13 protein-coding genes are annotated in these 16,743 nt (G+C 52.6%); all 13 read right to left on the reverse strand.

The genetic code is table 11. From position 1 onward, the window contains the following. Positions 1-8 precede the first annotated feature (8 nt). Positions 9-1,832, reverse strand: coding sequence for an ABC transporter ATP-binding protein (locus EH228_RS09335; RefSeq protein ID WP_152321409.1), 1,824 nt, complete (start codon positions 1,830-1,832; stop codon positions 9-11). After that, entirely contained in the window at positions 1,829-3,004 is a 1,176-nt protein-coding gene (locus EH228_RS09340; RefSeq protein ID WP_152321410.1) for a glycosyltransferase family 4 protein, read from the reverse strand. Before EH228_RS09340 ends, EH228_RS09335 begins: the two co-directional genes overlap by 4 nt. A 33-nt stretch (positions 3,005-3,037) precedes the next feature. Continuing rightward, positions 3,038-4,243 (reverse strand): glycosyltransferase family 4 protein, encoded by a 1,206-nt coding sequence (locus EH228_RS09345; protein ID WP_152321411.1) that lies wholly within the window; start codon positions 4,241-4,243, stop codon positions 3,038-3,040. Continuing rightward, the gene (locus EH228_RS09350; RefSeq protein ID WP_204902655.1) at positions 4,234-5,439 is read right to left on the reverse strand and encodes a glycosyltransferase family protein; all 1,206 of its coding nucleotides are present in this window, start codon (positions 5,437-5,439) and stop codon (positions 4,234-4,236) included. The genes EH228_RS09345 and EH228_RS09350 overlap by 10 nt, the downstream gene beginning before the upstream one ends. 338 nt (positions 5,440-5,777) lie before the next feature. After that, positions 5,778-6,788 carry a protease modulator HflC gene (gene hflC / locus EH228_RS09355; RefSeq protein WP_152321412.1) on the reverse strand — a complete coding sequence of 337 codons (1,011 nt, stop codon included), beginning with the start codon at positions 6,786-6,788 and terminating at the stop codon, positions 5,778-5,780. A gap of 3 nt (positions 6,789-6,791) precedes the next feature. Next, on the reverse strand, positions 6,792-8,048 hold the full coding sequence (hflK, locus tag EH228_RS09360; RefSeq protein WP_152321413.1) for an FtsH protease activity modulator HflK: 1,257 nt from the start codon (positions 8,046-8,048) through the stop codon (positions 6,792-6,794). Between the two features lie 67 nt (positions 8,049-8,115). Next, the gene (gene hflX, locus EH228_RS09365; protein WP_152321414.1) at positions 8,116-9,396 is read right to left on the reverse strand and encodes a ribosome rescue GTPase HflX; all 1,281 of its coding nucleotides are present in this window, start codon (positions 9,394-9,396) and stop codon (positions 8,116-8,118) included. A gap of 197 nt (positions 9,397-9,593) precedes the next feature. Further along, positions 9,594-9,905, reverse strand: coding sequence for an RNA chaperone Hfq (gene hfq / locus EH228_RS09370; RefSeq protein WP_152321415.1), 312 nt, complete (start codon positions 9,903-9,905; stop codon positions 9,594-9,596). Between the two features lie 101 nt (positions 9,906-10,006). Next, positions 10,007-10,957, reverse strand: coding sequence for a tRNA (adenosine(37)-N6)-dimethylallyltransferase MiaA (miaA, locus tag EH228_RS09375; protein ID WP_152321416.1), 951 nt, complete (start codon positions 10,955-10,957; stop codon positions 10,007-10,009). Continuing rightward, entirely contained in the window at positions 10,950-12,857 is a 1,908-nt protein-coding gene (gene mutL, locus EH228_RS09380; RefSeq protein WP_152321417.1) for a DNA mismatch repair endonuclease MutL, read from the reverse strand. Before mutL ends, miaA begins: the two co-directional genes overlap by 8 nt. Positions 12,858-12,973: 116 nt before the next feature. Beyond that, positions 12,974-14,632 carry an N-acetylmuramoyl-L-alanine amidase AmiB gene (gene amiB / locus EH228_RS09385; protein ID WP_152321418.1) on the reverse strand — a complete coding sequence of 553 codons (1,659 nt, stop codon included), beginning with the start codon at positions 14,630-14,632 and terminating at the stop codon, positions 12,974-12,976. Beyond that, entirely contained in the window at positions 14,632-15,108 is a 477-nt protein-coding gene (tsaE, locus tag EH228_RS09390) for a tRNA (adenosine(37)-N6)-threonylcarbamoyltransferase complex ATPase subunit type 1 TsaE (RefSeq protein ID WP_152321419.1), read from the reverse strand. The genes amiB and tsaE overlap by 1 nt, the downstream gene beginning before the upstream one ends. Next, a complete protein-coding gene (gene nnr / locus EH228_RS09395) occupies positions 15,105-16,610 on the reverse strand; it encodes a bifunctional ADP-dependent NAD(P)H-hydrate dehydratase/NAD(P)H-hydrate epimerase (RefSeq protein ID WP_152321420.1) in 1,506 nt (501 codons plus the stop codon). Before nnr ends, tsaE begins: the two co-directional genes overlap by 4 nt. Between the last annotated feature and the right edge of the window lie 133 nt (positions 16,611-16,743).

A 16,743-nucleotide genomic window follows, 5' to 3' on the forward strand; every position in this document is an offset into this window, starting at 1 on the left:
TTTCCTTGTTAAATAACTGCCATCCGTGATGTGTCGGACTGTTGCATAGCCCACAGTTCGGCATAACGTCCCCGATTTGCCAGTAGCTGTTCATGCGTCCCTTGTTCTCTGACTTGCCCCTCCTCAAGCAGCAGAATGCGCTGAGCGCAGGCGGCAAAAGAGAGGTTATGGGTCACGATCAGCGTACTCCTGCCAGTCATCAGTTGGCGCAATGCGTCCATCAGATGGTACTCACTCTCGCTATCCAGCCCCGTACCTGGCTCATCAAGCAACAGGATAGGGCTGGACCTGATCGCCGCACGGGCTACGGAAATCCGCTGGCGTTGCCCGCCAGAAAGAGAGTTGCCGCGTTCACTCAATACTGTGTCGTAGCCATCCGGTAGTCGCAGGATAAAATCGTGTGCTCTGGCCAGACGGGCGGCGGCGTAGATCTGTTCATCCGTCACCGCCTCCGTCGCGGCCAGCGCGATGTTTTCACGTACCGTCAAACCAAACAGCAGGTTGTCCTGTGGAACATAACTGATATTTTGCCGGACGCTTTTCACCGTACAGTCGCGGAGATCCTGGCCATCAATCGTAATCCGCCCCTCAAGCGGGTCATATAAACGCAGTAGCAAGCTGAACAGCGTAGATTTACCGGTACCGGAAGGCCCGACGATCGCCAGCGATTCCCCGGCATTCAGCGTAAAACTGACCTGCTGCAAAATATTTTTTCCTGTCCCCCTTGCCGATGAATAGCCAAAACTGACCCGGTCAAAGCAGATCTCCCCACGGACGCCAGACAAGGCTTTCGCGTCGTGTCGATCCACAATTTCAGGCTTCATATCCAGCAAGGTTGTCACCCGTTCACCGGCTGCTAACGCCTTTGACAGGCGACCGGCATATTTGGCGTACTCGCGTACCGGGCGAAAGGAGTTTTTCAGGTAAGAAACAAATATCAGCAAATCACCTGCCGACATCCAACCTTTGAGCACATTATTAGCGCCGTAAAACAACACCAGGGCGGTGGCCACTGCAATCAGTAAGTCGACCTTACGCTCCAGTCCCGCCAGCAGACGGCGTGACTTCACGTTTTGCTGCAGGCTTTTGCCATCATCACTGGCAAAGCTCCTGGCGGCCACATTTTCCAGAGACAATGCCTGTACCACCGCGATAGCCCCCAGGAATTCTGCCGAACTGGCGGCCAGCGCCCCTTCTCGTTTGCGCTGATCGCGGCTAACCTTATGCACTTTGCTACTGGTTTTTCGGGTGATCCAGAGCAGCACGGGCATTAACAGCAATGAAAGCAACGTCATTTCCCAGTTGATGTACAACATCATGCTGAACATACCGATCAGAATCAGGATATTTGCTAATAGCGGCACCAGAGCCGTGATGATCGCTTCCCTCAGCATGCCGATATCATTAATTAATCGGGTGGTCAGGTCGCCGGTTTTTGCCCGCTGGTGGAACCCCAGCGACAGGCTTTGCAGATGGTTGAACAGTTCCCGGCGCGCGGAACTGATTATCCGACTCCCGGCAACCGCCAGACCAATGGTGCTCAAATAGCTCAGGCCCGCTTTGATCGCTGCAATCAAAATGACGCTACCAGAGCAAATCAACAGCAGATTTACCAGGCTCAAATTAGGCAACATAGCATCCAGCTTACTGGGGATTCTGTTGCCATGTTGACGCAGCAAATCGTCAATGATAAACGCCAGCGGCCAGGGCTCCAGCAGGCGCATACAGGTCGCCAACAGCAGCGCAATAAGCGCCCGAATGACTAACCAGCGTTGCTGATGGAGCCAGGGAGAAAAACGGGACGCCACCCGTAACCAGGGATGGGACTTCATGTTGCTCTTCCACTAAACTCAACACCGGCGACCTGCAGTATTTCTTCAACCACCACCTGCCAGCTGTGATGTTGGATAACATGCTCTCTGGCCGCCGTTCCCAGTTGGTTGCGCAAAGCAGCATCATCCACCAACCGCTTCAGCGCGGCGCAAAGCGCGGCAGGTTGACCCGGCTCCACCAGTAATCCGGTCTTGCCGTCACTGATCACCTGATCAAGATGACCAACCCGCGAGGTGACAACGGGCAAGTTTGCTGCCATATATTCGTAGATTTTCAGCGGTGAAAAGTAGAATCCCGCCATTTCGGGATAAGGCGCCACGGCGATATCCATGACTGACAACCACTGCGGGACAGCGGCTGGATCAACAGCACCGGTAAAAACGACATTAGCAATCAAACCACTGTGCGTTACTTCATTCATCAGGCTGGCCTTTTCCGGCCCATCGCCCACAATAAGTAACCAACTCTCGGGTCGCTGTGCCTGTAGTCGCGCGAACCCTTGTAACAACGTATCCAGGCCATGCCACGGTTTCAACGTCCCCAGAAAACCAATGACTACCGCGCCTGAAGGCACTTGTGCGAGTGTCTGCCGCGAGGTACACGCAAATCGCAGTGGGTTAACCCCATTGGCTATTACATGAATATGCTGCGTAGTCGCGGCAAAAGAGACGAGATAATCTTTCACGCCGGGGGATACTGCAATAACCGCCGTCGCACTGGTCAGTAAACGGCGTAATGTGTCGACTGCCCGGTCTTCAGCAACCAATTGTCGGTAGTTACGCTGCTCTTCAATCAATGGCGCGTTCACTTCCAACACGGTCTTCCAACCCTGGCTATGGGCATATTCCAGTCCGGCGTAGCTCCACAGTGAATAACGCTCATAAACCAGGTCAAAGGGTCCCTGCTCGCTCAGTGCCTGTACCAACGGCTGATTGCTTTCCAACGCGGCATGGGCACGAACCAGAGCCTCCCCTGCCGGGATCTCTGGCAAACGAACCAGTTGAACACCCGCTAAATCAGCTGGAGGGGAACCACCGATCCGACTGGCGAAAAGTACAATATGGGCTCCCTTTTTCAACAAGGCGCGAAGCACCTCCTGGACATGAACCGAAGCGCCTTTACAACCAAAAACAGGAATACCGACATCGGCACAGATGTAAGCTATACGCATAATAAAAATCCTTTTCAGTGCTCACTGTCGGGCTTATCCCTGACCCAAATGAAAAATAGTTCTCAGTTTTGCCGTATTGCGATCCACATCGTATTCCCGAGCGATCATTTCCCTGGCCTGGCGAGACAGTTTTTCCCGGGTGTCAGCCTCTTGCAGCAGACGAGCCATCGCCAGTGCCAATTCCCCGGGATTATCAGGCTCAACACACAGCCCTGTTTCTTGATCCACGACCAGTTCAGGGATCCCCACCACCCGGGTTGAGATAACCGGTGTTCCCAGGGCCATAGCCTCTACCAGGATCGTCGGTAAACCATCCCGATCGCCATCCTCGCTGATAGTACAAGGGGCCACCACCATGGCGGCCTGCTGTATTGCCTCTGCCACCCGGTCACGCGGTAATGGTCCCGTCAACGTCACTCGCTCTTCCAGCCCTGCGTTCTGGATGCCAGCGTCCAACTGCTCCCGCAACGGCCCGTCACCAATCAAGGTACAGTGGAACGATAATCCCATCGCTTGCAGTCGCGCGAGGGAGTCAATCAACAACAAAAACCCTTTTTTAGCCACCAGACGGCCAGCCGCAACGATTTCAGGCGGACGTTGGTAAGGTGAACACCAGGGAAACTGCCGAAGATCCAGACCGTTATAAATACGACTGGTTTTTTGCTTATTGGCGGCATACTGCTCACAAAGCCAGCGAAGGTTGTAGTCCGAGACCGTGACAACATGGCTGGCATCCTGCAACTTACGAGGCAGTTGAATATCCTGCTCATAATGGAAATAGATATCTTTCGCATGCGCGGTTAAAGACCAGCTCACGCCACTGAATTTTGCCGCCAAACGGGCAACGGTAGCGGCCTGCGTAGCAAAATGCGCATGCAGATGCTGGATGTTCCGCTGCCTGATCAGCAACGCCATCTTGATCCCCTGCGCCAGTTCGTGAACACTGTGCGCTTTCTCCTCTGCCAATCTTTCGGCAAAGCCCGGCAGAACATCCAGCGCCTCACTGACCAGCCCCCAGAAACTTTCTACATTGCGCTGTTTATCGCTCAGGCGAATGACAGGAGCCTGCACCTTGCCAATATCCGGCTGGAAATGGCTTTCCATGACCGGCCCGAGGGCAAAAATATCCACCCTCATACCCGCCCGTTCGTGGGCCAGAATTTCATTCACCACGAAAGTTTCAGAAAAACGAGGGTAACGCTTGAGGACATAGCCTACGTGCAACGTTTCTACTGCCATGACAGGCTCTCCTTACAGATGACCCGCCCTTTCATCATGACCTGAACACTTTCCGCCACTTGCTCAAGTCCAGAAAAATTGAGTACATCACGTGGCGAGACAAAATTGTGTGGCTCCGCCAACCACTCATTTAAAAACTCAACGGTCAGTTTGTCGGGGTGAATACAATCCATCACCCCCAGTTGGGCCAGTCGTTCGGCCCGGATCCACTGTTCCTGACGGGGAGAAACACGCGGCACAATCAACGCCGCCTTACCGAAGGTGAGAATTTCCATCACCGTGTTATATCCCCCCATCGCCACGACCGAGCTGGCATGACGGAGTAGCTTCAGCGGTTCTGCGACAAACTCAACGATGCGTTTTTCTGGGTGGTCAGCAATCAGTTGGTTCAGCGTCAGACGCTGCGCTTCAGGCATCATTGAACCGGTCACCAAAATCCCTTGCATCCCCTCAGGTAAAACCGCGCAAGCAAAAGTCCGCGCCAGATGGAAACCATCCTGGCCGCCCCCCACCACACAGAGCACATAAGGCTGCTGCGGGGGAAGAATGCCGTCACGAGGACTTTCTGTTTGCGTACGACAAGCCGCATCCAGATACCCGGTAAAGGTTATTTTCCGTTGAATGGATGAGTTTAAATAATATTCCTTACGCATGTCATAGAGTTTGTCATCACCATAAACCCAGATCGATGAGTAAAAATTCTCAATGGCTTCATTATTCTCTTGTTTATCCCACTGATATTTTACCGATTGCGGATCGTCAATAATATCGCGCAATCCCAACACCATATGCGTATTATTGCTTGAAAGTAATGGGAAGCTCAGATCCAATTCACGCATGGCGCCACGCGGCACGTTATCCACTACCATAATATCGGGCAAAAATACATTAAGGGCTGCGTAAATAACTTGCGCACGCAACTTGACCAGAGATTTAATTTTTTTCCCCAATGAACGTGGGAGGTATTTCCCTTCGGGAGTTTTAATATAAGAAGGAAGAATAAGACTGTCAGCACCGGGTGGAAGCGTAAATCGTCCCGCTTCACGTACCCCAGAGATCAGCAAGACTTCCGCATCAGGGCAGGCTTTCAATACCGCCTGACTGAGCAGCATATTACGCCGAATATGGCCAAAGCCCATAGTATCATGCGAATAAAATACACAGCGTAGCGGCCGTGATTTTTTGGAAGAGTCCATTTCCTGTCATCCTTTTTCTGATGCAGCATTCCATGTTTCACCACATAAACAGAGGAATGTTGACCATTTAAATTAAAATCTTTCCATAATGTTATTTTTTATAATTAAAAATAAACCATTCCCACTCTAAAAATAATCGAGAAGAGAGATTACACAATGCCCCAGACAGCGTCAATGTTAAACATTCCTAAAGAGAAATGAATAATTATTAAAACGATTTGGCATCCTATTTGATTTATTTTATTAAAATAATACCAAATATATAAGTAATTAACGAAATACAAGCAATAAAAAGCCGGGAATATTACGATTCCCGGCAGTTATTTCAACAAATACTGTTAGTGGCTGGTGGTACTACTGGAAGGCGATTTCATAAAGCGGAAAAAATCACTGTCCGGGCTAAGCACCATTACATCCTGTGTACTTTTGAAGCTACTCTCATAAGCACGCAGACTACGGATAAAGGCGTAGAAGTCCGGATCCTGGCTAAACGCATCAGCAAACAGTTTAGCGGCCTCGGCATCACCTTCACCACGCGTGATCAGCGCAGAACGCTGGGCTTCGGCCAGAGTACGAGTAACTTCATAGTCTGCCGCTGCACGCAATTTTTCAGCCTCTTCCTGACCTTGTGAACGCTGACTACGGGCAACCGCTTCACGCTCAGCACGCATACGGTTATAGATGGCATCAGAGACCTCAGTCGGCAGATTAATCTGCTTGATGCGTACGTCCACGACCTGAATCCCCAGCGCCGCCATACTGTTCGGGTTAATAGCCGGTTCTTTGCCACTGGTTTCACGTTCCACACGAGCCGCAACAGAAGCAATGGCATCATCCGCCGCCGGCGTGGCGATTTCGTCATCCTGCCCCGCGCTCCCCATGTTCAATGCATCACGGACATCGGTGGTCAGACGACCACGGGAATCGGTAACGATATCCTTCACATCCAGACGACCAATTTCAGAACGCAACCGGTCACTGAATTTGCGCTTCAACAACACCTCAGCCTGAGAAACATCGCCGCCTCCCGTCGCAAGGTAATAACGACTGAAGTCACTGATCCGCCACTTGATATAGGAATCGACGATCAGATCTTTTTTCTCTTTGGTCACAAAGCGATCGGCCTGGTTATCCATGGTCTGGATACGCGCATCCAGTGATTTCACTGACTCCAGGAAAGGGATCTTGAAGTGCATACCGGGTTGGTACACCAGTGGTTTGTTCTCCCGGTCACGCAGCACTTTACCAAAACGCATCACAATCCCACGCTGGCCTTCCTGCACAACAAACAGTGACGCGTACAGCACCACCAGTACAACAGCCAGTACTATAATGAATGACTTACGCATCGTTTACTCTCCCCCTACGCGCTGGGTGTCGTTGCGCTGCGCATTTGCCCGGCGCTGATCCATGAAACTTCCCGAACTGTTGTTCGATATGCCGCTATTATTATTGCTGCTGGCATCATCGTTACTGGTCGGCGGAGGCAGACGTAACAGATTACTGCTGCTGTCTGGCACAGCACTGGCTTTAGCGCTGCTCTGACCACGCATCAACTGATCCAGCGGCAGAACCATCAGATTATTACCCTTATCGTTCACCAGAACTTTACGGGTATGACTGAGGACGCGTTCCATGGTTTCAATATACAGACGTTCACGGGTTATCTGCGGAGCCGCTTTATATTCCGGCAGGAGCCGAGAAAAGCGATCCACTTCCCCCTGGGCTTCCAAAACAGTACGGGTTTTGTATGCGCGAGCTTCTTCCAGAATTCGCTGAGCCTGACCGTTTGCCCGCGGCTGCACTTCATTCGCGTAAGCCTCTGCTTCACGCACATATTGCTCACGGTTTTCACGCGCGGCAATAGCATCATCAAACGACGCTTTCACCTCTTCCGGTGGGCGCGCAGCCTGGAAGTTGACATCCAGCAGAGTGATCCCCATGTCATACGGACGAATAGTTTCTTCCAGCTCACGCTGAGTATCACTACGCACCACGGTACGGCCTTCCGTTAAAATACGATCCATCGTGGAACGACCAATGACTCCGCGTAACGCGCTATCGGTAGCCTGTCGCAGACTGTCATCAGCATTGGTCACCGCGAACAGATAGCGCTCCGGATTTGTCACGCGGTACTGCACGTTCATTTCCACGCGCACCACGTTTTCATCAGCAGTCAGCATCGTACCGGAGGCCGCCAACTCGCGCACGGCTTCAACGTTAACCGCGCGAACCTGATCGATAAAAGTTGGCTTCCAGTTTAAACCTGGTTCGACCAGATGGCTGAATTTACCAAAGCGCGTCACCACACCTCGTTCTGCTTCTTTGATAGTGTAGAAGCCGCTGCCCACCCAAATAACGACAGCGGCGACCACGACAATACCGACTGCACGCCCCCCAAAACCAGAGGCTTTCTGTCCGCCATTGTTGCCGTTTTTCCCACCGCCAAAATCGCCAAGCTTTTTGCTCAACTTACGAAAAATATCGTCTAAATCAGGAGGCCCCTTATCGCGTCCTCCCTTATTTCCCCCAGAGTTGCCGCCTTGATTATTGCTGCTTCCCCACGGGTCGCGGTCCTGTCCGTTATTCCCGGGCTGATTCCACGCCATGTTTATACTCCATTAATAGTGTGTGCGGTGTTATCCCAAGGCCGGGATAGATATCATGCAAAATCGTTCAAACAATGTAATCCACCAGCCCCGGCTCCTGTTTGCACAGACGGCGCCAGTCAACAATTGGCATGCGTACGGCTAAACCCACGCTGCCGTCATCTTCATTCCACTCTTTTTCGATTGCCTGTAACTGATAAAAACGGCTGCGTAGCCGCCCTGCTTCGGGTGGCAAACGTAAAGCGTACTCGGCAATTTCGCCTGCCAGCCGTTCGCTCAGCGCCTGAAACAATAGCGGAATGCCCTCGCCCGTTTGTGCTGACAACCAGACGCGAACAGGCAGATTTTCTTCATTACGATCAATCCTGGGAACAAAATTCTCCAGCATGTCAATCTTATTCATTACCTGCAGGGTGGGAATGTCATCAGATTCAATCTCTGCCAATACCTCTTCCACCGCAGCGATATTCTCATTCACCCGCAAGTCTGCTGCGTCAATCACATGTAACAACAGCGTGGCCTGCCGGGTTTCCTGCAGCGTCGCTTTAAACGCAGCGACCAGATCGTGCGGCAGGTGGCGGATAAAACCAACCGTATCGGCCAATACCACCTCACCCACATCGGCCACATCCACCCGACGCAACGTTGGGTCCAGTGTGGCAAATAACTGATCAGCAGCATACACCTTCGCAGCTGTCAGAAAGTTAAACAAAGTGGATTTACCGGCGTTGGTATAACCCACCAGCGAGACGGTGGGCACATCGGCTTTACTACGGGCCTGCCTGCCCTGCTCGCGCTGCTTTTCTACGCGCTCTAGCCGGGAAAGGATCAACGTAATACGGTTGCGCAGTAAACGACGGTCAGTTTCCAACTGGGTTTCGCCCGGACCCCGCAAACCAATACCGCCTTTCTGGCGTTCAAGGTGGGTCCAGCCACGAACCAGGCGCGTGGCAAGATGGCGAAGCTGAGCCAGTTCCACCTGCAGTTTACCTTCATGGGTACGTGCGCGCTGGGCAAAGATATCTAAAATCAATCCAGTACGGTCAATAACGCGGCATTCACACAGCGCTTCCAGATTACGTTCCTGTGCCGGACTCAGGGCGTGATCGAACAGCACTACCGTAGCACCGCTGGCTTTCACTGCGTCAGCAATTTCGGTTGCCTTCCCTTCACCGACAAAATATTTAGGATGAGGCGCTTTACGGCTGCCTGTTACGACACACAGAGCTTCAACACCAGCAGAAGACACCAGAGTTTCAAACTCCTGAAGATCTTCCACATCTCTGTCTTGGGAGAAATAAATGTGCACCAGTACAGCCTGCTCACCGGCATCATAACGGTCAAACAAACCAGAAACCTCTCAGAACCTTGTTAAACCTGCTACGCGGTGGCCATACTGCGTCAAAATCAGATTCAAAATGAGCGTTAAAACGGCATATTCAGGACATAATCTCACCCATGTCACCGAAATGGGCCAGACCAGATAAAAAGAAGATTATCAGGACGGGACCTGAACCTCAGCGAAACCCGTCCTGAAAAACGTGATTATTCTGCGTCTTCACCGTCTTGCTGAGGCTGGGATGAAGCCCCCTGATTACTGCCACCGTGATGATAGTTGCTGCTTCCGCCGGTCGTATTATTACTGTGATGGGAAACCGGACGGGACGGAACCACGGTAGAGATGGCGTGCTTGTACACCATCTGACTCACCGTGTTTTTCAATAAAATAACAAATTGATCAAACGACTCGATTTGCCCCTGCAGTTTGATACCGTTCACCAAATAAATTGAAACTGGAACACGTTCACGACGCAGTGCGTTCAAGAACGGATCTTGCAATGATTGCCCCTTAGCCATTCTATCTTTTCCTTATATGCTTGTTGTTTACTACTTTAAGGGCCCAAGCCCTGAAATACTGCGTAAAAATTTGCGCACGATAACGCACCAATTGTACACAATCACCCACGCTTCGCACTAAGAACCTGAAGTATCGTCGCCAGCGCACGCTCAGGCTGTTCAGTATCCAGCCAGTGAACTCCTGCCCAACCACGAAGCCAGGTCATCTGACGCTTAGCCAACTGCCGGGTCGCGCAAATTCCTCGATAAACCATATCATCGTAGTTGATCTCGCCAGCCAAATATGACCACATCTGGCGATATCCCACACAACGAATGGAAGGCATCTCCGTATGCAAATCACCTCGAGCAAACAACGCCCGAGCCTCCGCTTCAAATCCCAACGTTAACATCTGCTGAAAACGCAATTCAATACGTTTATGGAGGAGTTCACGCTGCTGAGGAGCAATCGCGAACTGGGCAACATCGTACGGCAATATTTCGCCCGCCGTTTTAGTCAGTTCCGTTAAAGTTTTACCCGAAATAAAAAAAACTTCCAGTGCTCGCGAAAGTCTCTGGGGATCATTCGGATGAATACGATTTCCAGCAATGGGATCTATTTCACATAATTGACGGTGAAGGGCACCCCAACCTTCTTCACTCGCTCTTTGCTCAATACGTTGGCGCACGACCGGATCCGCCGGGGGCAACGGCGATAATCCTTCCAGTAACGCCTTGTAATAGAGCATGGTGCCACCAACAAGCAACGGAATCCGCCCACTTTGGCTAATTTTCGCCATTTCTGCCAACGCATCGCGACAAAACTCTGCAGCCGAATACGTTTCGGAGGGGTCGCGGATATCCAGCAAACGATGAGGCGCCAGCCGCTGTTCTTCCACTGACGGCTTAGCCGTCCCAATATCCATTCCCCGATAAATCAGGGCGGAGTCTACACTGATCAACTCAACGGGAAGCTGCTGGCGCAACGCAATGGCCAGTGCGGTTTTACCGGAAGCCGTCGGTCCCATCAAAAAAATAGCCTTTGGCCGGCCAGCCCTGGATGTTTCACTCATACTTCAAGGCGTTCATCGCCGGTTCGATATCGATGTCCTGCATTAATCCAGAAGGGGGCGATTTCACCCACTGTGGGCAGAGCCTTTCAACTTCAGTCAACAGCGCGATAGACTGCGAGTGATTCCAGTGCGGATGCTCGGTTACGGTATGACGCGCTAACCATTGCGCCGTTTGTGTCGCCGACACATCTTGTTGCTGTCGGGCAAGATAGCCTAACAGTTCTGGAATCAAGTTTTGTAAATTTTGTTGGCGTAATGGTAAAGGAACCGCGCGGAGCGTCACATGATGACCGTCAACCAACAGTTCAATCCCCATCTGCATCAATAACGTTGAATGCCGCCCGATCACCTCGCGTTCCGGTTTATCCATTTTTATGCGGAGTGGGATCAACAAGGGCTGTGGTTTCAGCCCCTCATCGCCTGGCAGCAGTTGCACCTGTTTCAGCCAACGCTCCGCCACCGGTAATGCGATCAGCATCAAACGATCGCCAGACTCCAACAACGCATAATTTTCGCGTATCACTGCCAGCACCCGGCCAAAGCCCTGACTGTGACCGCTCAGCGGAGATTCCTGAACACCTTCAGCCACAGCAGTAGAGGCGTGATTAATCCGTTCAGTAACCGGCGTCGATTCCTGAACACGAGACACCGCTGGCGTTTTCAATAGCTGTTGATAAACCGCCCCCTCTTTCTTCCGATACTGAGGGGGTTGCCGCTGCCAGCCAGCCTGAGCTGCACCGGAAGTTGCCGTCTGATAGTCGTCAGACGGCGAAGTGCCGCCTGTGGTCGTATTTCCTGTCGCGGCAGGAGAAGAGAAGTGATTACCACCCGCGGCCTGGCGGTTCTCAGGCTGCCAACGCTCTACCGGGGCATCCTCTTCGCCAGTCGGTAACGTTTCCACGCCGGTTTCCTGCAGGACGCTGATCACACCCTGATAGATAAAATCATGCACCAGACGCGACTGATGGAAACGCACTTCATGCTTGGCCGGATGCACGTTGACATCAACCTGATGCGGATCAATCTCCAGATACAAGACATAGGCCGGTTGATTATTGTCACCCAACTTATCCTGGTAGGCCTGACGAATGGCATGATTGATCAAGCGGTCACGCATCATCCGGCCATTAACGTAGCAATATTGCAGATCGGTTATAGCACGGGAACCCGCAGGGTCGGCAACCCAGCCGCGTAAACTCAGGTCGCCATGTTGCCATTCAATCGCCAGCGCATGACTGAGGAAGGCCGTACCGCAGATAGAGCCAAGGCGACGTTCACGCTGGCTATTGTCTGAAACGCCGCGATACTGCCGCATCAGTTTGCCGTTATGACTAAGCGAGAAAGCCACATCAAAACGTGCCAGCGCAATACGTCGAATGATTTCATCAATGTGCGTGAATTCGGTTTTTTCGGTACGCATAAACTTACGCCGCGCCGGGGTATTGTAAAACAGATCCAACACTTCCAGCGTGGTACCCACAGGATGAGCAGCCGGTTTAACCGTCACCGCCATGTCTCGCCCTTCTGCATACGCTTGCCATGCTTCATTTTGCGCTGCCGTACGGGAGGTCAGCGTCAGGCGCGATACCGAACTAATACTGGCCAACGCTTCTCCACGAAAACCCAGACTGCTGATCGCCTCCAGATCATCCAGCGTCATGATTTTACTGGTGGCATGGCGAGCCAGGGCCAGGGCCAGCTCATCTTTACCGATACCGCAACCGTTATCGCGGATGCGGATCAGCTTTGCGCCACCTTTATCAATTTCGATATCAATCCGTGTCGCCCCGGCGTCCAGACTGTTCTCTACCAGTTCCTTCACTACCGATGCGGGACGCTCCACCACTTCCCCCGCCGCAATCTGATTAGCGAGCTGGGGAGGTAACACCTGTATCGGCATGGTTAACACCCTTCCTGATGATAGAGAGATAAATTCCGTCACTACAGTATTCGCCTAAACCTGCAGTGGAGAAGAATTCATGAGTTCCGCGTAAGTTTATACCACCCGCTGTAGCGTCACGATGTCGGGATGATTAAGGTCTGGCCCAGCATCACATTCGGCGACTTCATATTGTTCGCTTGCTGAATCGCCTTTGGGCTCACGCCGTAGTGGGCGGCTATCGCCGTCAATGAATCGCCACGCACCACCTTATGACGGACCGGCTTTTTCGGTTTTGCCTCACTGACAGCCTGTCTGCTGTTGCCTGCTGGCACTTTCAGACGCTGACCGACCCACACCAGATCTTTTTTCAGCGCATTCATCGAACGCAATGTTTCCATGCTCACACCATAGTGGGCGGCTATGCCTGACAGGGTCTCCCCTCTTTTTACCACATGACGCGTCACTGCCCCGGAATATTGAGTATTGGCTGGCGCTGGATTAGGTTCTACGTTAACCGTCGATGCGGGCTGCAACGGTCGGTTTTCCTCCTTTGGGATGGATTGTAGCGGGTGCGCCAGGAAGTAATTGCGGAGCCCTTTATAAATGGCCTCGGCAATCTTCTGCTGGTATGCGCTACTGCCAAGCAGTCGCTCCTCCGAAGGATTACTAATAAAACCGGTTTCCACCAATAAGGAAGGAATATCCGGCGAACGCAACACCCCCAGACTGGCGTGTTCCGGGAGACGTTTATGCAACGAACCCACACGTTGCAGTTGGGAAATCACTTTTACCGCCACATCATAGCCAACCCGCTGAGAATGGCCGAACTGCAAATCGAGCACCGCCTGACTGAGATAAGGGTCAGCCTGGCTGTTAGCCAGTAAATCTCCCGCACCTCCCAGTAGTTCCGACTGTTTCTCGTGTTGCTCCAGCCAACCCGCCATTTCACTGTTGGCGCGTCGATTGGAAAGCACCCACACCGAAGCACCAGACGCACTACGGTTTGGCGCGGCATCCGCATGGATGGAAACCAGCAGATTAGCGTCTTGCTTACGCGCCACATCAGAGCGCCCCATCACTGAAATAAAATAGTCGCCGTCGCGGGTCATCACCCCTTTGAACATCGGATCATCATTCAGCAATGCTTTCAGCTTGCGAGCAATAGCGATAGTGACATTTTTCTCTTTCAGACCACCGGCCCCGATCGCCCCCGGATCCTGTCCGCCGTGACCGGCGTCAATAGCCACAATCACCGCCTCATTAGTTGTGCGTGAAGTACGCCGCGACGCGGCCACTTTAGTCCCCCCGCTGACTGCGGTAACGGTATTCCCTTTGAAAGGATTGCTCCCCAGGGAAGATGGCTCAGAGCGCGCAACCGAACGGGTCTGGGACGAGGAGGTCGCCTGACGCGCACCGTTAATGGTGAACACCACATTATAATTATCGCCATTGCGCCGCGTCACCGCCCGGGTTTTCCCTGGCTGTGTCAGTTCAAACACCAGACGAAGACTCTGACTGTCTTTCGGCTTACTGCTACGAATGCGCTTAACGATATTCTCGCCGCTGAACGTCAGGGGCAATCCCTTAATCGCCCCGCTCTGGCGGATATCCAGCACCACCCGGTCAGGATTGTTCAACGGAAAAAAACCATAAATCGGCTGACCGGTAAAGCTCAGCGTTACGGTGGCTTTATCCGATCCGTTTGAAACGTTAATATCCGACAAACTGGCCGCCAGACAAGAATGTATCGTCAGTAATAGTGCCAGTATCAAACCAAGCTTAATGCGCCGCATTATTTACAACCCTTTTCCGTGGCAACCCACTGAACTATCGCCTCACCAACCGCTGAACAAGCTTTTAATTCAGCCTGACGAGCCTGGCCCTGATAGCTGAGATGCAATTCAATATCGGGGGTCGGCAGGACCCCCACACCCTGCTGCGGCCATTCAACCAGGCAAAGGCTGTCTTCGGTAAAATAATCGCGAATGCCCATGAATTCCAGTTCTTCCGCATCGGCAAGGCGATAGAGATCAAAATGATAGATCCGCCGATCCGACAAAACATAAGATTCCACCAACGTATATGTCGGGCTTTTAACCGTGCCCTGGTGCCCGAGCGCCTGCAAAAATCCGCGACTGAAGGTGGTTTTACCCGCACCGAGGTCGCCATACAGATAGATCGTTACCGCGCTATGACTGGCGCGAGCCAAACTGGCGCCTAACGCAAGGCTCGCAACCTCATCAGGCAATGCAATTACACAGGTCTTCATTCTTTTGTATTCAACATCTCAGGATTGACAAACAGATAGAGCTCGGAAAAAAGGTCAGTAGCCAACATTCCTCGTGTACCGACGCGTTTCGACACAGCATCAGCCGCTGCCCCATGCGCGACACATCCTGCGCAAGCCGCATCATACAGCGAAAGCTTCTGCCCGGTCAGACTGCCAATAATACCGGAGAGCACATCCCCCATCCCGCCGGTTGCCATGCCGGCATTCCCCACATCGGCAACGGCCAGCAACCCGTCTTCACTGGCAATCAGCGTACCGGCGCCTTTTAGTACCACCACCCCGCCATAACGTTTCGCCAGGCGTTTAACTGAATGTAAGCGGTCACTCTCAATTTCGCTGATTTTGACGTTCAACAGCCGTGCCGCTTCACCTGGATGGGGGGTAATAATGCGATTTTGACGTTTATTGGGATTGATTGCCAGCAGGTTCAGCGCATCCGCATCCCAAAGCATCGGTTTATGAGAATTTTCTACCTGCTGTAGCGCTTTTTTTCCCCATTCCTCCTGTCCCAACCCCGGACCAATGATAATGACATCCGCCCATTCCAGCGCATCATCAAGCGCCTGGCGGCTCAGTTCCTGTACCATCAGCTCTGGTCTGGCTGCGAGCAGAGGCGAAATGTTATCTTTGTGAGTGAGCACTCGCACCAATCCAGCCCCAGCGCGTAAAGCAGCCTCTCCGGTCATACGAATCGCTCCGGCGGTCCCATGATCGCCGCCGATAATCGCCAGCTTGCCATGGTCACCTTTATGCGACGTTGGCTTACGTGGCGTTAACCAGTGGGTAAGATAAGCAGCATCGTAACGGGCAAAAGGCGCCCTCTGCGCAGCCAGCCAATCATCGAGGCCCAGGGAGTGATAATGCAATTGACCAACATAATCGCGCGCTTTGCCGGTCAGCAGACCCGGTTTCAGGGCGATAAATGTCAGGGTGTGTTCGGCAGAAATTACCGCGCCAGGTGCCGTGCCGTCAGCGGCGACCAACCCGGAAGGAATATCCACGGCAAACACCGCAGCACGATGAGCATTCGCATGCTCAATCAATCGCTGATAAGGTTCTTTCGGGGCCCGATTCAGTCCGGTTCCCAACAACGCATCGACAATGATGTCCACCTGCTCAGGCCAGTGAATGGACGGGGCATGAATAACGCCGCCAACCGCCAACCAGGCTTCACGTGCCTGCCGCGCTTCTTCAGGCAACGGCCTGGTGCCTTCACAGGCGATCACCGTAACCGCCAGCCCTGCGGATTGCGCCAGGCGCGCCACGATAAATCCATCGCCGCCGTTATTACCCTGCCCACAAAGGATCAACCAGTGTTGTTTCTCCGGCCAGAGTGCCCGAATGTGGTTGAACACCGCCTCACCGGCACGTTGCATCAGCTCAAAAAGGGTAATGCCAAGTGCGTCAGCGCCGTCGCGCTCAAGGTGGGCCATCGCCTCTACCGGCCAGACAGCATAGGGTAAGCTTGTCGGATTATTCATATCCCATCCTCACGATCTCTATCAACTTGCTCTGGATAGTCCACAAGGGATATATCGATTCTGTGCTGATACTGGAAGCATCCACTATCCGTCGTATTGATCATTTGAGCTGATGGCGGAGTATCGCAATGGC

The sequence above is a fragment of the Erwinia endophytica genome (assembly GCF_009295515.1).
Lineage (GTDB): Bacteria > Pseudomonadota > Gammaproteobacteria > Enterobacterales > Enterobacteriaceae > Erwinia > Erwinia endophytica.